This window comes from Achromobacter anxifer (assembly GCF_903652925.1).
In the GTDB taxonomy this organism is placed as follows: Bacteria; Pseudomonadota; Gammaproteobacteria; order Burkholderiales; family Burkholderiaceae_B; genus Achromobacter; species Achromobacter anxifer.
In genome coordinates this window covers 592,087-610,847 of sequence record NZ_CAHLAR010000003.1, presented here as the reverse complement: position 1 = coordinate 610,847, position 18,761 = coordinate 592,087, and the positions used below count along the sequence as shown (strand labels likewise).

Genomic DNA, 18,761 nt, shown 5'->3' with positions numbered 1-18,761 from the left:
TCAGACCCAGCCCAGGGCGGCCAGCACCATGTCGACCAGCTTGATGCCGGCAAACGGCACCAGCAGGCCGCCCAGGCCGTAGATGAGCAGGTTGCGGCGCAACAGCACGGCGGCGCCCAGCGGCCGGTAGCGCACGCCCTTGAGCGCCAGCGGGATCAGCACCACTATGATCAGCGCGTTGAAGATCACCGCCGACATGATGGCCGAGGCCGGCGTGGCCAGGTCCATGATGTTCAGCACGTTCAGTTGCGGATAGACCGTGGCGAATGCGGCCGGGATGATGGCGAAATACTTGGCCACGTCGTTGGCCACGCTGAAGGTCGTGAGCGCGCCGCGGGTCATCAGCATCTGCTTGCCGATCTCGACGATCTCGATCAGCTTGGTGGGGTTGGAATCCAGGTCCACCATGTTGCCGGCTTCCTTGGCGGCCTGGGTGCCCGAGTTCATCGCCACCGCCACGTCGGCCTGCGCCAGCGCGGGCGCATCGTTGGTGCCGTCGCCCGTCATCGCCACCAAGCGGCCTTCCGCCTGGTAGGCGCGGATCAGCTTGAGCTTGGCTTCGGGCGTGGCTTCGGCCAGAAAGTCGTCCACGCCGGCCTCGGCGGCGATGGATGCGGCGGTGAGCTTGTTGTCGCCGGTGATCATCACGGTCTTGATGCCCATGCGGCGCAGCTCGGCGAAGCGCGACCGGATGTCGGGCTTGACGATGTCCTTCAGTTCGACCACGCCCAGCGCGCGGTTGCCGTCGCTGACCATCAGCGGCGTGCTGCCGCGGCGCGCCACGTCCTCGGCCAGGCGCAGGGCCTGTTCGGGCACCGTGGCATCCTGCGCGGCGAGCCAGGCTTGGACGGCATCGACCGCACCCTTGCGGATCATGCGGCCGTTCAGGTCCACGCCGCTCATGCGCGACTGCGCGGTGAAGGGCACGAACTCGGCGTTGGAGATCGGCGCGGCCGGCGCGTGGATGGACTTGTCGGCCAGCGCGACGATGCTGCGGCCTTCCGGCGTTTCGTCGGCCAGCGAGGCCAGGCGCGCGGCCTCGGCCAATTCGCGCGCGGACACGCCGGGCGCCGGCAGGAAGGTCGAGGCCTGGCGGTTGCCGAAGGTGATGGTGCCGGTCTTGTCCAGCAGCAACACGTCGACGTCGCCGGCGGCTTCGACTGCGCGGCCCGAGGTGGCGATGACGTTGGCGCCCATCATGCGGCTCATGCCCGCCACGCCGATGGCGGACAGCAGGCCGCCGATGGTGGTGGGAATCAGGCAGACCAGCAGCGCGACCAGCACCGTCACCGTGACGGCGGTGCCGCCGCCGGCGGCATGGACCGCATAGATCGAGAACGGCATCAAGGTCACGACCACCAGCAGGAAGACCACGGTCAGGCCCACCAGCAGGATGGTGAGGGCCAGCTCGTTGGGCGTCTTCTGGCGCTTGGCGCCTTCCACCATGGCGATCATGCGGTCCAGGAAGCTCTCGCCCGGATCGGCGGCGATGCGCACGAAGATCCAGTCCGACAGCACGCGGGTGCCGCCGGTGACCGACGAGAAGTCGCCGCCGGATTCGCGGATGACGGGCGCGGATTCGCCGGTGATGGCGCTTTCGTCCACGGAGGCCACGCCGGCGATGATCTGGCCGTCGCCGGGGATGGTTTCGCCCGCTTCGACCAGCACCACGTCGTCGCGGCGTAGCAGGCCCGAGGGCTGGCTGACGGCCCGGCCGCGCCAGTTGCCGGGCTGGGCCGTGGCGGCGTCGGCGTCGCGAAAGCCTTTCAGCAGGCGCGCGTCGATGGTGGTGCGCAGGCCGCGCAACGTAGCGGCCTGCTGCTTGCCGCGGCCTTCGGCCAGCGCTTCGGCGAAGTTCGCGAACAGCACCGTGAACCATAGCCATACGCTGATCGCCAGGATGAACCCGGCGGGCGCCTCGGCTTGGCCGCGCAGGGCCATGACCCACAGCACGGTGGTCAGGATGCTGCCCACGTAGACCACGAACATCACGGGGTTCTTCAGTTGCGCGGCGGGCGAGAGCTTGCGCAGGCTGTCCAGCAAGGCGGGGCCGACCAGGGCGCGCGACCACATGCCGAACTTGCGTTCATGCTGGCCGCCAGCCGCGGCACGGGCGGCGCCGCCGCCGGCGCCGGTAATGGAGGTTTCAATCTTGGCCATTTTCATTCCTAGCCTTTCGTTTGCAGGTGTTCCGCGACCGGGCCCAGGGCCAGCGCGGGCACGTATGTCAGGGCACCCACCAGCAGCACCGCGCCGATCAGCAGCACCACGAACAGCGGGCCGCTCGTGGGCATGCTGCCCGCGCTGGCGGGATGCCGGCGCTTGGCGGCCAGCGAGCCGGCCATCGCCAGGATGGCGACGATGATCGCGAAGCGGCCAAACCACATGGCGATGCCCAGCAGCACGTTGTAGAAGGGCGTGTTGGCGGACAGGCCGGCGAAGGCGCTGCCGTTGTTGTTGGCGGCGGACGTCAGGGCGTAGAGGATCTCCGAGAAGCCGTGGATGCCGGGATTCAGCACGCCGGCCTGGCCGGCCGATACCGAGACTGCCAGCGCCGTGCCGCAAAGCACCAGCAGCGGCGTCGCCAGGATGACGATGGAGACCATCTTCATGTCATAGGCCTCGATCTTTTTGCCCAGGTATTCCGGAGTGCGGCCTATCATCAGCCCGGCGATGAAGACGCCCAGGATGGCGAAGGCCAGCATGCCGTACAGGCCAGAGCCCACGCCGCCGAAGACGACCTCGCCCAGTTGCATCAGCAGCATCGGCGTCAGGCCGCCCATGGCATTGAACGAATCGTGCATGCCGTTGACCGCGCCGCAGGACGCCGCCGTGGTGACGGTGGCGAACAGCGAGGTGGCGGCTATGCCGAAGCGGGTTTCCTTGCCTTCCATGTTGCCGCCGGGCGAGAACGCGCTGAGCGCGCTGTCGGCGCCGGCCTGGGCGGCCATCGGATTGGGTTGCTGCTCGAAGTAGGCGGCAGACAGGGCGAACACCGTGAACAGCACGGTCATGGCCGCCAGGACCGCGATGCCCTGGCGACGGCTGCCCACCATCTCGCCGAACGAGAAGCACAGCGCGGCGGGGATCGCCAGGATGGCCAGCATCTCCAGGAAGTTCGCCAGCGGCGTGGGGTTTTCGTACGGATGCGCGGAGTTGGCATTGAAGAAGCCGCCGCCGTTGGTCCCCAGCAGCTTGATCGATTCCTGCGAGGCGACCGGACCCATGGCCAGGGTCTGGGTCTTGCTGACGGCGGGATCCGTCACGGCCTGGCCCTTGGCGTCCAGCACGGGCTGGCCCTGGGCGTCGACGCGCGGCTGGTCGTAGTGGACGGCCTCGATCGTCTGGACCTCCTGGTAGGGACTGAAGTTCTGGATCACGCCCTGGCTGACCAGCGCCAGCGCCAGCACCAGGGACAGCGGCAGCAGCACATAAAGCGTGCTGCGCACCATGTCGGTCCAGAAGTTGCCCACCGTGGCCGAGCAATGGCGGGCCAGGCCGCGGATCAGCGCGAACACCACGGCGATGCCGGTGGCGGCCGAAACGAAGTTCTGCACCGTCAGCGCCAGCATCTGGGTCAGGTAGCTCATCGTCGATTCGCCACCGTAGCCTTGCCAGTTGGTGTTGGCCACGAAGCTGATGGCGGTATTCAGGGCGGAATCGGGCGAAACCGCTCCCATGCCGGCGGGGTTCAGCGGCAGCACGCCCTGCAGGCGCTGCAAGGCGTAGACCACGGCGATGCCGATGATGTTGAAGGCCAGCACCGCCAGGGCGTATCGCTTCCAGCCCATTTCGGCCTGGGGATTGATGCCGGCCAGCCGGTAGATGCCCCGTTCCAGCGGGCGGCCCCAGGCGGTCAGCCGGGACTGCCCGTTTTCCATGGCGATGCGGATGTAGCGCCCGAGCAGGGGCGCGATCGCAAGCAGGACTGCCAGGTACACGACCAGCAATCCGATGAATTCGGCGGTCATCAGAATTTCTCCGGTTTGAACAGCGCGACCAGCAGGTACACGAACAGCAGGGCGGCGGTCAGGCCGCTCAGCCAATAGAGCCAGTTCATGATTGCTCCCCCGCAGACAAGGCTTCACAGAACCGGAGCAGGGCGTAGGTCAGCCCCGCCATGACGGCGAAGACGACGATATAGATGGCATCCACGTTTTTTCCTCCCGGGAAGCGGCGCTTCCCTCGAACGACTGGCCCTTGCGGCAAAAACGGATGCGCGCCGGGCAGGCCAGGTGACCAATCAGGACACCGGCAGGTTACGGAGCAGGGGGTAAAAACGGGGTATACGTTTGGGAGGGGGGTGTAAATGAAACGTAAAATCCCAATATTTAGAACGTGGATGTCAAAATGCACCACTGTGGTGCGCGGAATATGTAAATGAATGCTCCTTCTTAGGGCATTCCCCTAGTGTGACAATCCCGCTTCTGGTGCAGAATCTCGTTCCATGCAGGTGAGGAGACAAAGCCCTGCATGGGCAAATACCGGCGGCACCGGTACATAAAAAAAGTAAAGCAGTACCCAAAAAAAGCAAAACGCACAACGGCTGGCACCAGGAAGTGCCGGCCGTTGTCGCATAAAAAGCCGGCATTTCACTCGCAAAGGCTTTTCAGGCGCCCGCGTTTCGCGATAAACACATAGGGGTCCGCTCATCCCAGCTATGCCGGAATCGCGCCTTTCATCCTCGCAGCGAACCACCACTCCCTATTGGCGCCGCAATCTGTGGCTGATCCTGGTGTTGCTGGTCGCCTGGGCGGCGCTGACCTTCATTCCCGCCTACTTTGCCCGCAGCCTGAACTTCGATTTCATAGGCTGGCCCTTCGCCTTCTGGATGGCCGCCTATGGCGCGCCGCTGGCCTACCTGATCATCATCGGCATCTACGCCCGGGTCATGAACCGCGCCGATGAGCGCACCGAAGACGCCGGAGGGGACCGCTGATGCCGTTTTTCAGCGGAGACACGCCCCAGGAGTTCCGGGTCCGGCTACGGCGCATCTACGTCCTGTACACCGCCGGCTTCGCGCTGATGATCCTGCTGATGGCGCTGGCCGAGATCCTCGGCATGCCGCGCAACTGGATCGGCTACGTGTTCCTGCTGGTCACGGTCAGCCTGTACGCGGGCATCGGCATCGTCTGCCGGACGTCGGACCAGGTGGAGTACTACGTGGCCGGACGCCGGGTGCCGGCGATCTACAACGGCATGGCCACGGCCGCAGACTGGATGTCGGTGGCCTCCTTCATCGGCGTGGCAGGCACCCTCTACCTGACGGGCTACGGCGGCCTGGCCTACATCATGGGCTGGACCGGCGGCTACGTGCTGGTGGCCATGTTGCTGGCGCCCTATCTGCGGCGCTTCGGCCAGTACACCATCCCCGATTTCATGGGCGCGCGCTACGGCGGCAACATGCCGCGGCTGGCGGGCGTGGCCTGCGCCATCCTCTGTTCCTTCACCTACCTGGTGGCGCAGATCTACGGCGTGGGCATCATCACCACCCGCATGACCGGCATTTCCTTCGAACTCGGCATCTTCGTGGCGCTGGGCGGCATGCTGGTCTGTTCGTTCCTGGGCGGCATGCGCGCGGTCACCTGGACCCAGGTGGGGCAGTACATCATCCTGGTCATCGCCTACCTGGTGCCGGTGGTCTGGCTGTCGGTCAAGCACACCAACATGCCCGTGCCGCAGCTGTCGGCCGGCGTGGTGCTGCAGCAGGTCACCGAAAAAGAGGTGTACCTGCAGAACGACCCGGCCGAGATCGAGGTGCGCCGGCTCTGGCAGGAGCGCGCCGACGAGATGGGCCGGCGGGTGGCTGCCCTGCCCGAATCCTGGACCCTGGAAAAGGACAAGCTGCGCAGCCGGCTGGCCCAGCTGAACGCCACCGACGCGCCCATGGTCGAGATCCGCTCGGCGGAACGCGAACTGGCCGGCTATCCCGCCAGCGTGGAAGAGGCGCGCATCGCGTGGTCGCAGTCCAAGGCCACCTTCGAGGCGCGGGCCGCGCCGCCCACGCCGCATGCCGAGCCTTTCCCTTCCAAGGATCCGGAAGAGCAGAGCAATATGCGCATCAATTTCCTGGCGCTGGTGCTCTGCCTGATGCTGGGCACCGCTGGCATGCCGCATATCCTGATGCGCTCATACACCACGCCCTCGGTCATCGAGGCGCGCAAATCGGTGTGCTGGTCCTTGCTGTTCATCCTGCTGCTGTATTTCATGGCGCCGGCGCTGGCGCTGCTGGTCAAGTACGAGGTCTATACGCAGGTGGTGGGGTCCAGTTTCCTCAGCCTGCCCAACTGGGTGCATGCCTGGAGCGCGGTCGACAGCAATCTGCTGGACGTGACCGACGTCAACCGCGACGGCATCGTGCAGCTGAGCGAGATCAGCATGGGCGCGGACGTGGTGGTGCTGGCCATGCCGGAGATCGGCGGGCTGCCTTATGTGATCTCGGGCCTGGTGGCGGCGGGCGGGCTGGCCGCGGCGCTGTCCACCGCCGACGGCCTGCTGCTGACCCTGTCCAACTCCCTGTCGCATGACATGTGGTACCGCATGGTGTCGCCGCGCATGTCGGCGGCGCGCCGGGTGATGGTGTCCAAGATCCTGCTGCTGCTGGTGGCCTTCGGCGCCGCCTGGGTGGCGGCGCGCAAGCCGGCGGACATCCTGTTCATGGTGTCGGCCGCGTTCTCCTTCGCGGCCTCGTCGTTCTTCCCGGCGCTGGTCATGGGGGTGTTCTGGCGCCGCGCCAACAAATGGGGCGCGACGCTGGGCATGGCGGCGGGGCTGGCGGCGACCTTCGCCTACATGACGCACACGCATCCGTGGCTGCGCGAATGGGTGCTGGGCATTTCGCGCACACAGCCGGTGGATTTGTGGTGGGGCATACAGCCGATCGCGGCGGGCGTGTTCGGCGCGCCGGTGGCCTTCCTGACGATCATCGTGGTGTCGTTGCTGACGCCGCCGCCGGACCGCGCCACGCTGGCGCTGGTGGATTATCTGCGCCATCCGGGCGCGCCCAGGCCGCCGAGCGAAAACGCCTAGGGCATTTCGCAGGCGTCGGCCCTGCGGTTTTCCGGGTCGATGCAAGCGGCCCAAGCCGCCGCGGGCATGGCTTGCAGCAAGGTATAGGTCTGACCTGGCGCCCACAGCCAATGCACGCCGCCCGGCGTCTGGCCGGCGGCGTTCCAGATCCGCTTGCGTTGCGCGGCGGTCATGGCGAACTGGCCGCCGTTGCCGCTGTTGCCTGTTGCCAGCACCTGGGCGGGGTCGCGCTTGGCGGCATAGATGCTGGCCATGCCCTCGGCAGTCTGCCTGGGCTGCACGATGGCCCAGTCGTAGTGGTATGAGTCCAGCGCAGGCGCTTTCCAGGCCGGGCCGGGCAGCACCAGCGCGGGGTACTGGTCCGGGCTTGCGCGGTAGGGCAGTCCCAGCACGGGGGCTTCGTCCGACCATGTCTGCCGCTGGCGCAAATAGCGCTGCGTCTTGCGACCGTTGGCGTCGTACGTCACGACTTCCAACGCAGCCTCGGATTTGTCCAGATAGGAAATGGTGCGCAGCAGCCGGCCCGCCGCGTCATGCACGTAGCGAGCCACGGGCCGGGAGGCCGCGGCGCAATCGTTGGCGCCAAGCTCGGCCAGCCAGCCGCGCGCGTCGTAGCGCAGGCAGTAGCGTGCCGGCCGGTTGCGGCGGCCTTCCCAGGTGCGCGAGCGTTCCTCGTAGCCCGTCAGCCGGCCGGCCGCGTCATAGTAGAAACGCGTTTCGGCATCCGGCGGGGGCAGCGCGGTCTGGCCTGATTGGCGGGCTGCGTCGACGGCGCTGGCGCTGTAGCGGGCGATGCCGCATAAATGCTGGCGGCCGTCGGGGGCGCTTTCCCAGCGCAGCAGTGTGGCGCCGATGCGGGCGACCGGCGCGGCGGCGTAGACCGACCAGTCCACGCGTTCGGCCCAGATGGCGGCGGTGGCGCGCGCGCCCGTGTCGATGGCGATGCTCGGCAGCCATGATGGGATGCGAGAGCCGTCCAGCGCCAGCAAGGTCTTCATGTCGTCCAGGGAAATATCCATCACCCTGGTGTGGCGCTGCGCGGACGCTGCCAGCGGTTCGCACAGCGCGTTGGCCAGCCCGGGAGCCAGGGACAGCGCCGCCAGCGCAAGCAGGCGCAGCACGGAATCAGAGCGCGGCATTGTGCAGGTAGGCGATCAGCCCCCAGAGTTCGCTGCTGACGCCGCCCAGGCGCAGCGAGCCGCCGCGCGTGTCCATCAGCAGGAAGGGGTAGGCGTTGCGTTCCAGCTTGCCAGGCGGCGGCAGCCGGTAAGGCGTGAAGTGCTCACCCGAGAGCAGGTAGGTATTGGCCATGTCGCCGACATCCACATGCAGGTACCAGACGGTCAGGTCCGCGACGTTCAGGGCCGCGTCCGCTTCCGGGTATGGACCGCCCTGGCCCGCTGGGATGGCGCTGTCCAGCACGGCGATGAACACGGTGCGCGGGCCGGGTTTCGGAAAGTAGGTCCCTTCGGCGCCGCGCTGCGCGAAGGCCTGGCGGATGAACCCCGCGCCGCGCGTGCCGGGCACTACCGAGCGGGTGAACATCGTGTCCAGCTCGGTCTCCGAGAGCGGGCGAGGCGAGGCGGACAGCCGTTCCAGGTCTTGCTTGAAAACAGTCAGCCAGGCGCGGTAGCGCACGAGTTCGGCGGCGCGGTTGAAGTCCTGGGCCCAGGACTTGCCTGCCGGCAGAAGGCCCAGGCAAGCCAGGCACAGAGCCGACGCCAGCCAGCGGCGGATGTGGAGGTTCGCCGTGGGCTGATCGCGAGGCTTCAATGCGAGACGGACTTCGAGAAGACGTTCATCACCACCACGCCGGCGATGATGAGCCCGATGCCGATCAGCGCGGGCGTGTCCAGGTGCTGCTTGAACAGCACCGCGCCGACGATGGAAATCAGCACGATGCCCACGCCGGACCAGATAGCGTAGGCGATGCCCACGGGGATTTCGCGCAGCGTCAGCGACAGGAAGTAGAACGAGATCACATAGCCGAACACCGTGATGATGGACGGCGCCAGGCGGGTGAAGCCTTCGGATCCCTTGAGCGCGCTGGTCGCGAAGATTTCGGCGATGATGGCCACGGCCAGATAGAGCCATTTCATTTGCGGGATCCTTCGGCCTGCCGCAGCAGCACCAGCAGGGCGCCCGCGCCGCCTTCGCGTTCGGGCGCCTCGGAAAACGCCAGGACTTCGCTCTTCTGCACCAGCCAGGTGCGCGCCTTGTCCTTCAGCACCGGCTCCAGCCCCTGCGAACCGTAGCCCTTGCCGTGCACGATGCGCACGCAGCGGATGCCGTGTTCCTGGCATTCGTCCAGGAACGACAGCAGGGCGTGGCGCGCCTGTTCCACGCGCAGGCCGTGCAGATCCAGTTCAGCGCCGGCGCGCCATTGGCCGCGGCGCAGGTTGCGCGCGGTGTCCGGCGCGGCGTCGCTGCGCACGAAGGCGGTGCCGCCCTCGGACAGCAGATGCGTGATTTCGCCGCCGTCGGAGACGCCGACATCGGCGCGCGTGGGCGTTTCGCCCAGCGCGTTGGCGCGGCGCAGCGCGGGCGCGGGCTGCGCCACGGGCTTGTGCTCGACCCGCTGGGCGGCCTGCTTGAGCGGCGTGACCGACCGCATCGTGCGCTGGAATGCCGCCGTGTCGTCCACGGGGGCGCTTTCGGGCTTCTTCAGCGCCGCCACGCGTTGGGCGAGGGCGGCGCGTTCGCGTTCGGCCTGCAGGTCCTTCTTCAGGCGTTTCAGGTCGGCCAGGCCGACCTTACTGCCCCGCATTCTCCAGCCACCGTTGTGCGTCCAGCGCGGCCATGCAGCCCGTGCCGGCGCTGGTGATGGCCTGGCGGTAGACGTGGTCCTGCACGTCGCCGGCGGCGAACACGCCGGGGACGGAGGTCATCGTGGCCATGCCGGACAGGCCGCTCTTGGTGACGATGTAGCCGTCCTTCATTTCCAGCTGGCCCTGGAAGATCTCGGTGTTGGGCTGGTGGCCGATGGCGATGAACGCGCCGGTGGCCGCCATGTCTTCGGTGGCGCCGGTGTCCACGTGGCGTACGCGCACGCCGGTAACACCGCTGTCGTCGCCCAGCACTTCTTCCAGGGTATGGAACAGCTTCAGTTCCATATTGCCGTTCTCGACCTTGCTCATGAGCTTGTCGACCAGGATGGGCTCGGCGCGGAACTTGTCGCGGCGGTGGATCAGGGTGACCTTGCGGCAGATGTTCGACAGGTACAGCGCTTCTTCCACGGCGGTATTGCCGCCGCCGACCACGACCACGTCCTGGTTGCGGTAGAAGAAGCCGTCGCAGGTGGCGCAGCCGGACACGCCGCGGCCCATGAAGGCCTCTTCGGACGGCAGGCCCAGGTACTTGGCCGAGGCGCCGGTGGCGATGATCAGGGCGTCGCAGGTGTAGATCTTGCCGGTGTCGCCCGTGAGGGTGAAGGGACGCTTGGACAGGTCGACCTTGGCGATGTGGTCGAAGATCATTTCGGTGTTGAAGCGCTCGGCGTGCTTTTGGAAGCGCTGCATCAGGTCCGGACCCTGCACGCCTTCCGCGTCGGCCGGCCAGTTGTCGACGTCCGTGGTGGTCATGAGCTGGCCGCCTTGGGCCAGACCTGTAACAAGAACAGGGCTCAAATTGGCGCGTGCCGCATAGACGGCCGCCGTGTAACCGGCAGGGCCGGAACCGAGTATCAAAACTTTAGCGTGCGTAGGCGTGGACATGGGCGGGTATCTTTAGGTTAACGCCCAATTATAATGAGCCGCATGCCGCGTATCTCGACTGCTTCTCCGCGCGCCTCGCGCAACACCCGTAACGGGCCTTCGCCGCTGCAGACGCGCCTTTCGGCGTTGCTGCGCGAAGCCCGCTGGATCCTCTTCGCCGCCCTGGCTGCCTGGCTCACGCTGGTGCTGGCCACCTGGAACGCGGCCGACCCCGGCTGGTCGCATTCCGTCCCCGCCGGCGCCATTCACAACCGGGGCGGGACGCTCGGCGCCTATCTGGCCGACATCCTGCTCTATCTGTTCGGCTTTTCCGCCTGGTGGTGGGTCATCTTGCTGCTGCACCGGGTGCGCGCGGGCTACCGCCGCCTGGCCAGCCATCTTCGCGTTACCAATGGTAAGCAGCCGGAAGTGTTGCCGCGCGTCCATTGGGAAGAGGGCATCGGCTTCTTCCTGCTGCTGGTCGGCTCGCTGGGCATGGAAGCCCTGCGCCTGGCCAGCCGCGGCATGCACCTGCCCGGCGCCTCGGAAAACACCAGCGGCGCGGGCGGCGTGATCGGCCAGACGCTGGCCGACCTGATCGGCCGCAGCATCGGCTTCACCGGCAGCACGCTGGCCTTCCTGGTCATGCTGGCCATCGGCCTGAGCCTGTTCTTCTCGTTCTCGTGGCTGTCCGTCGCCGAGCGCGTGGGTTCCTGGATGGAAGGCCTGGTGCGCCGCGTCCGCAATTCCTACGCCGCCCGCGAAGACCGCAAGGTCGGCGAGGTCGCCAAGGCCGTGCGCACCGAACAGGTCGTGGCCAAGCAGGAAAAATTGGTGCACGAACAGCCGGTCCGGATCGAACCGGCGATCACCGTGGTGCCCAAGTCCGAACGGGTCGAAAAGGAAAAGCAGCAGTCGCTATTCTTCGCGCCCTCGGGCGGAGCCGAAGGCGATCTGCCCGCGATCAGCCTGCTGGATCCGCCCCTGGCCAACCAGGAAACGGTGTCGGCCGAAACCATCGAATTCACCTCGCGCCTGATCGAAAAGAAGCTGGCCGACTTCGGCGTGTCGGTCACCGTGGTGGCGGCGCAGGCCGGCCCGGTCATCACGCGTTACGAAATCGAGCCCGCCACCGGCGTGAAGGGCAGCCAGATCGTCAACCTGGCCAAGGACCTGGCGCGCGCGCTGAGCCTGGTCAGCATCCGGGTGGTCGAAACCATCCCCGGCAAGAACCTGATGGGCCTGGAACTGCCCAACCCGCGCCGCCAGATGGTCCGCCTGTCCGAGATCCTGGGCTCGCAGACCTACCACGCCAGCCATTCCGTCGTGACCATGGCGCTGGGCAAGGACATCGCCGGCAATCCGGTGGTGGCCGACCTGGCCAAGATGCCTCACCTGCTGGTGGCCGGCACGACCGGTTCGGGCAAGTCCGTGGGGATCAACGCCATGATCCTGTCGCTGCTGTACAAGGCGGATGCGTCCCACACCCGGCTGATCCTGATCGATCCGAAGATGCTTGAAATGAGCGTCTACGAAGGCATTCCGCACCTGCTGGCGCCGGTGGTCACCGACATGCGCCAGGCGTCCAACGCGCTGAACTGGTGCGTGGGCGAAATGGAAAAGCGCTACCGCCTGATGAGCAAGATGGGCGTGCGCAACCTGGCGGGCTACAACACCAAGATCCGCGATGCGATCAAGCGCGAGGAACCGATCCCGAATCCGTTCTCGCTGACGCCGGACGCGCCCGAACCCCTGTCGCCGCTGCCCACCATCGTGGTGGTCATCGACGAGCTCGCCGACCTGATGATGGTGGTCGGCAAGAAGATCGAAGAACTGATCGCCCGCCTGGCGCAGAAGGCACGCGCCGCCGGCATCCATCTCATCCTGGCCACGCAGCGTCCCAGCGTCGACGTCATCACGGGCCTGATCAAGGCCAACATCCCGACGCGCATCGCGTTCCAGGTGTCGTCCAAGATCGACTCGCGCACCATTCTTGACCAGATGGGCGCGGAAACCCTGCTGGGCCAGGGCGACATGCTCTATATGCCGCCGGGCACCGGCCTGCCGGTGCGCGTGCACGGCGCGTTCTGCAGCGATGACGAAGTGCACCGCGTGGTGGAAAGCCTCAAGGCGCAGGGCGAGCCCAACTACATCGAAGGCCTGCTGGAAGGCGGTCTGGACGGCGACGGCGGCGAAGGCGCCAGCAGTGTCACCGGCATCGGCGGCGACGCCGAATCCGACCCGATGTACGACCAGGCCTGCGAAGTTGTCCTCAAGCACCGCCGCGCGTCCATTTCGCTGGTGCAGCGCCACCTGCGCATTGGTTACAACCGTGCGGCCCGGTTACTGGAGCAGATGGAGCAATCGGGTATGGTGTCGGCGATGCAGTCCAATGGCAACCGCGAGATCCTCGTTCCCGCAGCAGCCGCCGCCCGAGAGGAAGCCTGATGAAGATGTTCCGCCGACTGGCCGCCATCGCGGCCCTGAGCCTGACGCCCGCCTGGGCATTCGCCGCCAGCGCGCAGGAGCAGTTGCGCTCCTTCGTGGCCACGGTGAGCTCGGCCACCGGTGCGTTCTCGCAGTACACGGTGAACAACCAGGGCCGCACCCAGCCCGCCCAGACCGGCGTATTTTCGTTCCAGCGTCCCGGCAAATTCAAGTGGGCAGTGCAAAAGCCCTACGAGCAGCTGGTCGTGTCGGATGGCCGCCAGGTGTTCCAGTTCGATCCGGACCTGGCCCAGGTGACCGAGCGCAAGGTCGACGCCGCCATCGGCACTTCTCCCGCCGCCATCCTGTTCGGCTCCGGTTCGCTGGAGCAGTCGTTCGAAGTGTCGGCCCTGCCGTCCAAGGACGGCATCGACTGGCTGCGTGCCAAGCCGCGCACCGCCGACGCGGGTTTTTCGCGCGTCGACATCGGCATGAAGGACAACCTGCCTGTGCGCGTGGAGTTGCTGGACTCGTTCGGCCAGACTACCCGCGTGGACCTGTCCGGCATCGCCGCCAACCCGCAGTTGCCAGCGTCTGAATTCCAGTTCGTGGCGCCCAAGGGCGTGGATGTGGTGAAGATGTAAAAAAAAAGCCCGGCGATGCCGGGCTTTTTTGTATGGGACGCTCTTTCCCCGCCGGGCCGCCCCAAGGGGAAAGGCCCCCTCGGGGGGCAGCTAGCCCGCGTTAGCGGGCGCGGCGTGGGGGCGCTTATACGCGATGCAGTCGACTTCGACCTTGGCGTCCACCACCAGCGACGACTGCACGCAGGCCCGGGCCGGCGGGTTCTCCCCGAAGTACTCCTTGAATACCTTGTTGAACGACGCGAAATCGCGCGCGTCGTCCAGCCATACGCCGCAGCGCACGACGTGCTCGGGACCGTAGCCGGCTTCCTTCAGGATGGCCAGCACCTGCTGGATGGCCTTGTGCGATTGGGTCACGATGCCGCCCTCGACGACCTCGCCGTTTTCCATCGGTACCTGGCCGGACACGTGCAGCCAGCCGTCGGCCGCGACCGCGCGGGCGAAGGGCATGTGCGAGCCGCCCTGGCCGGTGCCGCCTGCGACGCCGTAGCGGGTGATGCCGTTGTTGTCGGCGGTGGGAGTGGTGCTCATGGTTCTCTCCTGGAGTGATGGCGCCAGGCGGACGCGCGCCGCGTCCGCCTGGGTTCAGCTGAAGTTCTTGCGCAGGTCGCCGCTGCGCGGCAGCCAGCGGCCGGCGCGGTCGCCGGTGGACTCGCCCTGGCGGTAGGACAGGGTGCCGTTGACCCACACCGCTTCGATGCCGGCGGCGGTCTGCACCGGGGCGGCGAAGGTGGCGCGGTCGATGACCGTGGCCGGATCGAACAGCACCAGGTCCGCGTGATAACCCTCCTGCACCAGGCCGCGTTCGGCCAGGCCGAAGCGCGAGGCGGACAGGCCCGTCATCTTGTGCACGGCCTCGGTCAGCGGGAACAGGCCCACGTCGCGGCTGTAGTGCCCCAGCACGCGGGGGAACGCGCCCCAAAGACGCGGGTGCGGCATGGGATCGTTGGGCAGGCCGTCGGAGCCCACCATGGTGAGCCGGTGCGACAGCACGCGGCGCACGTCGTCCTCGTGCATGTTGTGATACACGGCGCCCGCCGGCTGCAGGCGCGCGGCCGCTTCCAAAAGGCTCAGGCCCCAGTCGGCGGCGATGTCGGCCAGCTTGCGGCGGGCCTGCTCCGGATGCGGCACGGACCAGGTGATGTCGATGTCGAACTCGTCCGTGACCTGCTTCAGGTCCAGCGTGGACGAGCTGGCGGAATAGGGATAGCAGTCGCAGCCCACGTGTTGCAGCCGGCCCGCGGTCTCCAGCGTGGACAGCACTTCCTTCGTGCGGCCCCAGTTGCCGGCGCCGGCGCACTTCAGGTGCGACACCACCACCGGTACGCGGGCATGGCGGGCGATGTCGAAGGCTTCCTGCATGGCGTCCAGGATGGCGGCGAACTCCGAGCGCAGATGCGTGGTGTAGAGCGCGCCGAACTCATCCAGGGCCTCGGCCAGCAGCTTGACCTCTTCGGTGTCCGCGTCGAAGGCGGAGGCGTAGGCCAGGCCGGTGCTCAGGCCGATGGCGCCATGAGCCAGCGCGTCGCGCAGTTGCTCGCGCATCGCCAGGACTTCCTCGCGCGTGGCGGCTCGGTCGAGCCGGTCCATGTGATTGCTGCGCAGGGCGGTGTGGCCGACCAGCGCGGCCACGTTCACGGCGGGCCGCGCGGCTTCGACGGCGCGGGTGTAGTCGGCGAAGGTGGGGTAGCTGAAGTCGGCGCGCGCGCCCAACAGGTTCATCGGGTCCGGCGGCTCGCCGCGCAGGGCCACGGGCGACGCGCTGATGCCGCAATTGCCCACCACCACGGTGGTCACGCCCTGGGACAGCTTGGGCAGCATGTCCGGCGTGCGGATGACGTTGGTGTCGTCATGGGTATGCACGTCGATGAAGCCGGGAGCCAGCGCCAGGCGGGTGCCGTCGAAAATATGGCGGGCGGCCGCGCCGGGCAGGTCGCCGATGGCGGCGATGCGGCCGTCGGCCAGCGCCACGCTGGCGCGGTACGCGGCTTCGCCGGTGCCGTCCAGGACCAGCACATTGCCTATGAGGGTGTCGTACATCTTGTGTTCCAGTTCAATCGCCCAGCGGCAGGCGGTTCGGGCCGCCGCGGTGTTCGTCCAGCGCCAGCTTGATGCGGCGCAGGCGCTCGCGGTTCTCTTCCTGATTCAGCATGGCCAGCTCGGTCGAGAGCAGGTCGATGGCCAGCATCATCGCGTAGCGCGAGGCCGAGGGCTTGTAGATGAAGTCCGTTTCGTCGGTGCGGATCGGCAGCACCACGTCGGCCAGTTCGGCCAGCGCGGAGGTCTCGTCGGTGATGGCGACGATGCGCGCCCGGTACTGCTTGACGATGCGGGCCGCGCCCACGATCTCGGGCGTCAGGCCCGAGGCCGACAGGATCAGCACGGCATCGCGTTCGTCCAGCGTGGCCGCGACCATGCGCAGCAGCACCGCGTCGCTGTACACGGCGATGGGGTAGCCCAGGCGCACCAGGCGCGACTGGACTTCCTGCGCCAGCACGGCGGACGCGCCGCCCATGCCGAAGACATAGATCATGCGCGCGCCGTCGACGATGCCGGCGGCCGCCTCGAACAGCTGCTCGGTGAAGACGGGCAGGTGCGCGCGCAGCGTGCTTTCGATGTCGGCGTAGATGCGGGCGTAGAAGGTGCTTTCCTCCGGCGGCGCGCTGGGGTCCAGGAAGCGGCTGCCCACGGTGCTGGCCTGGGCCAGCTTCATCTTCAGGTCGCGGGTGTCGTCGCAGCCCACCGTGCGCGCGAAGCGGGAGATGGTGGCGATGCTGACGCCGGCCTTGGCGGCCAGCTGGTCGACGGTGGCGCTGGCGCCCCAGATGATGTCGTCCAGAATGGCGTCGGCGACCTTGCGTTCGGTCACGCTCAGCGAGTCCCGCCGACTGCGTATCTGGAAGACGATGTCGCGGATGATGTTCATGTGGGCTTCCTGGGTCTGATCTGGACAGTGGGCGGCCGTGTCAGGCCGCCAGCTCGGCATCGCCGATGCGGGAACAGGTCACGTAGTGGCCCGGGCCGACGCTGGTGGCCTGCGCCTCGGTCGCCGCGCAGCTGTCGATGGCATGCGGGCAGCGGGTGCGGAACACGCAGCCCGAAGGCGGATTGACCGGGCTGGGGATGTCGCCCTTGAGCAGGATACGCGAACGCGGCGCGCGCGGATCCGGCACCGGGGCGGCGGACAGCAGAGCGCGGGTATAGGGATGGCGCGGGCGGGCGTAGACCTCGCTGGTCGGGCCGCGTTCCATGACGCGGCCCAGGTACATCACCACGACCTCGTCGCACAGGTAGTCCACCACGGCCAGGTCGTGCGCCACGAACAGCATGGTCAGGCCCAGGTCGCGCTGCAGGTCCTGCAGCAGGTTCAGTACCTGCGCCTGCACGGACACGTCCAGCGCGGACACGGGTTCGTCGGCCACGATGAAGTCGGGCTCGACCGCCAGCGCGCGGGCGATGCCGATGCGCTGGCGCTGGCCGCCCGAGAATTCATGCGGATAGCGGCGGCTGTGGTCGGCGTTCAGCCCCACGCGTTCCAGCAGTTCGCCGATGCGGGCCATGCGGCGGTTCTGGGCGAGCTGGTGGGTGTCCAGCGCCTCGCCCAGGATCTCGGCCACCGTCATGCGGGGGTTGAGGCTGGCGTAGGGGTCCTGGAACACGATCTGCATGCGGCGGCGCCAGGGCAGCATCTGCTTTTCGGACAGCTTGGTGATGTCCTGGCCGTCGAACAGGATGCGTCCGGCGGTGGGCGCGAACAGGCGCAGCAGGGCGCGGCCGGTGGTCGTCTTGCCGGAGCCGGATTCGCCGACCAGGCCCACGATGGTATTGCGCGGCACATCGAAGCTGACGCCGTCCACGGCCTTCACCATGGGCGCGTTGCGCGCCTGCGAAGTGGGGAAGTGGACCTTCAGGTCCTGGATCCGCACCAGCGGCTCTTCGGCGCGGATGGGGGGCGGGTTGCTCGTCATATCTGATTCACCTTGATGCAGCGCGCGCGGTGTTCGGTCTGCACCGGCACGAGTTCGGGCACGGCGGCGCGGCAGTCGTCGGCGGCCAGCGGGCAGCGCGGCGCGAAGGTGCAGCCAGGCGGCAGCGACAGCACGCTGGGCACGTTGCCGGGAATGGCGCGCAGGCGTTCGCCGGAAGCCAGCAGGGCGGCCGTGGGGATGCAGGACAGCAGGCCGCGGGTGTAGGGGTGCGTGGGTCTTTCGAACAGGTCGTAGACGCCGGCGTCCTCGACCACGCGGCCCGCGTACATGACCGCCACGCGGTGCGCGATCTCGGCCACCACGCCCAGGTTGTGCGTGATGAACAGGATGCTCATGTTCATCTCGGCCTGCAGCCGGCGCAGCAGGTCCAGGATCTGCGCCTGCACGGTCACGTCCAGCGCGGTGGTGGGCTCGTCGGCGATCAGCACGGCGGGGTTGCACGCCAGGGCCAGCGCGATCATCACGCGCTGGCGCATGCCGCCCGACATCTGGTGCGGGTACTCGTTGATGCGCCGGTCGGCGGCCGGGATCTCCACGCGCTCCAGCATCTCGCGGGCGCGGCGGATGGCGGCGTCGTAGGAGCCGCCCTCATGCTGCAGCACGGCCTCGGCGATCTGGTCGCCCACCGTGTACAGCGGGTTCAGGCTGGTCATGGGCTCCTGGAAGATCATGGCGATTTCGGCGCCGCGGATCTTGCGCAGGGTGGCGGGCGAGGCCTGGGCCAGGTCGTGCTGCGCGCCCTGGCGGTCGCGGAACAGGATCTTGCCGCCTTCGATGCGGCCCGCCGGCTTGGGCAGCAGGCCCATGATGGACAGGCTGGTCACGGACTTGCCGGAGCCGGATTCGCCGACGATAGCCAGCGTTTCGCCGCGCGCCAGGTCGAAGGTGACGCCGTCCACGGATTTGGCGATGCCGTCGCGGCTGTGGAACCAGGTCTTCAGCCCTTCCACGGAAAGCACGACGTCTCGGGTGCTTGCGGTCAT

Annotated in this window: 17 protein-coding genes; 4 read left to right on the top strand and 13 right to left on the bottom strand. The window is 67.6% G+C overall.

Annotation, left to right across the window (positions count from 1 at the left end):
• Genes kdpB through kdpF form a run of 3 tightly spaced genes read right to left on the bottom strand, consistent with a single transcriptional unit; the run spans nt 1 to nt 4,060 of the window.
• Nucleotides 1-2,160, bottom strand: coding sequence for a potassium-transporting ATPase subunit KdpB (gene kdpB / locus HWY37_RS12080; RefSeq protein ID WP_176088710.1), 2,160 nt, complete (start codon nt 2,158-2,160; stop codon nt 1-3).
• Nucleotides 2,161-2,168: 8 nt separating this feature from the next.
• Entirely contained in the window at nt 2,169-3,971 is a 1,803-nt protein-coding gene (kdpA, locus tag HWY37_RS12075; RefSeq protein ID WP_176088709.1) for a potassium-transporting ATPase subunit KdpA, read from the bottom strand.
• On the bottom strand, nt 3,971-4,060 hold the full coding sequence (gene kdpF, locus HWY37_RS12070; RefSeq protein ID WP_013391886.1) for a K(+)-transporting ATPase subunit F: 90 nt from the start codon (nt 4,058-4,060) through the stop codon (nt 3,971-3,973). Before kdpF ends, kdpA begins: the two co-directional genes overlap by 1 nt.
• Nucleotides 4,061-4,660: 600 nt before the next feature.
• On the opposite strand from kdpF, the gene HWY37_RS12065 reads away from it, so the two are divergent.
• Both HWY37_RS12065 and HWY37_RS12060 read left to right on the top strand, forming a co-directional pair.
• Entirely contained in the window at nt 4,661-4,939 is a 279-nt protein-coding gene (locus tag HWY37_RS12065) for a DUF4212 domain-containing protein (RefSeq protein WP_175205093.1), read from the top strand.
• The gene (locus HWY37_RS12060; protein WP_175205092.1) at nt 4,939-7,029 is read left to right on the top strand and encodes a sodium:solute symporter family protein; all 2,091 of its coding nucleotides are present in this window, start codon (nt 4,939-4,941) and stop codon (nt 7,027-7,029) included. Before HWY37_RS12065 ends, HWY37_RS12060 begins: the two co-directional genes overlap by 1 nt.
• On the opposite strand, the gene HWY37_RS12055 is transcribed toward HWY37_RS12060, so the two are convergent.
• The 5 genes from HWY37_RS12055 to trxB are packed head-to-tail and all read right to left on the bottom strand — an operon-like array spanning nt 7,026 to nt 10,742.
• The gene (locus tag HWY37_RS12055) at nt 7,026-8,168 is read right to left on the bottom strand and encodes a hypothetical protein (protein ID WP_176088708.1); all 1,143 of its coding nucleotides are present in this window, start codon (nt 8,166-8,168) and stop codon (nt 7,026-7,028) included. The genes HWY37_RS12060 and HWY37_RS12055 overlap by 4 nt on opposite strands.
• Complete coding sequence (locus tag HWY37_RS12050; RefSeq protein WP_176088707.1) at nt 8,155-8,802, bottom strand: hypothetical protein; 648 nt, start codon at nt 8,800-8,802, stop codon at nt 8,155-8,157. Before HWY37_RS12050 ends, HWY37_RS12055 begins: the two co-directional genes overlap by 14 nt.
• Nucleotides 8,799-9,128, bottom strand: a complete 330-nt coding sequence (locus tag HWY37_RS12045; RefSeq protein ID WP_175205089.1) for a DMT family transporter — start codon at nt 9,126-9,128, stop codon at nt 8,799-8,801. Before HWY37_RS12045 ends, HWY37_RS12050 begins: the two co-directional genes overlap by 4 nt.
• On the bottom strand, nt 9,125-9,796 hold the full coding sequence (locus HWY37_RS12040; protein WP_175205088.1) for a Smr/MutS family protein: 672 nt from the start codon (nt 9,794-9,796) through the stop codon (nt 9,125-9,127). Before HWY37_RS12040 ends, HWY37_RS12045 begins: the two co-directional genes overlap by 4 nt.
• Nucleotides 9,783-10,742: a thioredoxin-disulfide reductase gene (gene trxB, locus HWY37_RS12035; protein WP_176088706.1), complete on the bottom strand. Its 960-nt coding sequence runs from the start codon at nt 10,740-10,742 to the stop codon at nt 9,783-9,785. Before trxB ends, HWY37_RS12040 begins: the two co-directional genes overlap by 14 nt.
• 42 nt (nt 10,743-10,784) lie before the next feature.
• On the opposite strand from trxB, the gene HWY37_RS12030 reads away from it, so the two are divergent.
• Together HWY37_RS12030 and lolA are read left to right on the top strand one after the other, a co-directional pair.
• Complete coding sequence (locus HWY37_RS12030; protein WP_175205086.1) at nt 10,785-13,169, top strand: DNA translocase FtsK; 2,385 nt, start codon at nt 10,785-10,787, stop codon at nt 13,167-13,169.
• Nucleotides 13,169-13,792, top strand: a complete 624-nt coding sequence (gene lolA / locus HWY37_RS12025; RefSeq protein ID WP_175205085.1) for an outer membrane lipoprotein chaperone LolA — start codon at nt 13,169-13,171, stop codon at nt 13,790-13,792. Before HWY37_RS12030 ends, lolA begins: the two co-directional genes overlap by 1 nt.
• A 90-nt stretch (nt 13,793-13,882) precedes the next feature.
• Here lolA and HWY37_RS12020 read toward each other — a convergent pair whose 3' ends face one another.
• The 5 genes from HWY37_RS12020 to HWY37_RS12000 are packed head-to-tail and all read right to left on the bottom strand — an operon-like array spanning nt 13,883 to nt 18,761.
• Nucleotides 13,883-14,320, bottom strand: coding sequence for a RidA family protein (locus tag HWY37_RS12020; RefSeq protein ID WP_175205084.1), 438 nt, complete (start codon nt 14,318-14,320; stop codon nt 13,883-13,885).
• Nucleotides 14,321-14,374: 54 nt separating this feature from the next.
• On the bottom strand, nt 14,375-15,829 hold the full coding sequence (locus HWY37_RS12015; protein ID WP_175205083.1) for an N-acyl-D-amino-acid deacylase family protein: 1,455 nt from the start codon (nt 15,827-15,829) through the stop codon (nt 14,375-14,377).
• Nucleotides 15,830-15,842: 13 nt separating this feature from the next.
• Nucleotides 15,843-16,715 carry a MurR/RpiR family transcriptional regulator gene (locus HWY37_RS12010; protein ID WP_175205082.1) on the bottom strand — a complete coding sequence of 291 codons (873 nt, stop codon included), beginning with the start codon at nt 16,713-16,715 and terminating at the stop codon, nt 15,843-15,845.
• Between the two features lie 40 nt (nt 16,716-16,755).
• The gene (locus HWY37_RS12005; protein ID WP_175205081.1) at nt 16,756-17,757 is read right to left on the bottom strand and encodes an ABC transporter ATP-binding protein; all 1,002 of its coding nucleotides are present in this window, start codon (nt 17,755-17,757) and stop codon (nt 16,756-16,758) included.
• The gene (locus tag HWY37_RS12000; RefSeq protein WP_175205080.1) at nt 17,754-18,761 is read right to left on the bottom strand and encodes an ABC transporter ATP-binding protein; all 1,008 of its coding nucleotides are present in this window, start codon (nt 18,759-18,761) and stop codon (nt 17,754-17,756) included. The genes HWY37_RS12005 and HWY37_RS12000 overlap by 4 nt, the downstream gene beginning before the upstream one ends.

Bases quoted from the DNA above. Each gene is read 5' to 3' on its own strand.
- kdpB (WP_176088710.1), bottom strand. From the start codon at position 2,160: ATGGCCAAGATTGAAACCTCCATTACCGGCGCCGGCGGCGGCGCCGCC.
- kdpA (WP_176088709.1), bottom strand. From the start codon at position 3,971: ATGACCGCCGAATTCATCGGATTGCTGGTCGTGTACCTGGCAGTCCTG.
- kdpF (WP_013391886.1), bottom strand. From the start codon at position 4,060: ATGAACTGGCTCTATTGGCTGAGCGGCCTGACCGCCGCCCTGCTGTTC.
- HWY37_RS12065 (WP_175205093.1), top strand. From the start codon at position 4,661: ATGCCGGAATCGCGCCTTTCATCCTCGCAGCGAACCACCACTCCCTAT.
- HWY37_RS12060 (WP_175205092.1), top strand. From the start codon at position 4,939: ATGCCGTTTTTCAGCGGAGACACGCCCCAGGAGTTCCGGGTCCGGCTA.
- HWY37_RS12055 (WP_176088708.1), bottom strand. From the start codon at position 8,168: ATGCCGCGCTCTGATTCCGTGCTGCGCCTGCTTGCGCTGGCGGCGCTG.
- HWY37_RS12045 (WP_175205089.1), bottom strand. From the start codon at position 9,128: ATGAAATGGCTCTATCTGGCCGTGGCCATCATCGCCGAAATCTTCGCG.
- HWY37_RS12040 (WP_175205088.1), bottom strand. From the start codon at position 9,796: ATGCGGGGCAGTAAGGTCGGCCTGGCCGACCTGAAACGCCTGAAGAAG.
- trxB (WP_176088706.1), bottom strand. From the start codon at position 10,742: ATGTCCACGCCTACGCACGCTAAAGTTTTGATACTCGGTTCCGGCCCT.
- HWY37_RS12030 (WP_175205086.1), top strand. From the start codon at position 10,785: ATGCCGCGTATCTCGACTGCTTCTCCGCGCGCCTCGCGCAACACCCGT.
- lolA (WP_175205085.1), top strand. From the start codon at position 13,169: ATGAAGATGTTCCGCCGACTGGCCGCCATCGCGGCCCTGAGCCTGACG.
- HWY37_RS12020 (WP_175205084.1), bottom strand. From the start codon at position 14,320: ATGAGCACCACTCCCACCGCCGACAACAACGGCATCACCCGCTACGGC.
- HWY37_RS12015 (WP_175205083.1), bottom strand. From the start codon at position 15,829: ATGTACGACACCCTCATAGGCAATGTGCTGGTCCTGGACGGCACCGGC.
- HWY37_RS12010 (WP_175205082.1), bottom strand. From the start codon at position 16,715: ATGAACATCATCCGCGACATCGTCTTCCAGATACGCAGTCGGCGGGAC.
- HWY37_RS12005 (WP_175205081.1), bottom strand. From the start codon at position 17,757: ATGACGAGCAACCCGCCCCCCATCCGCGCCGAAGAGCCGCTGGTGCGG.
- HWY37_RS12000 (WP_175205080.1), bottom strand. From the start codon at position 18,761: ATGACCGCAAGCACCCGAGACGTCGTGCTTTCCGTGGAAGGGCTGAAG.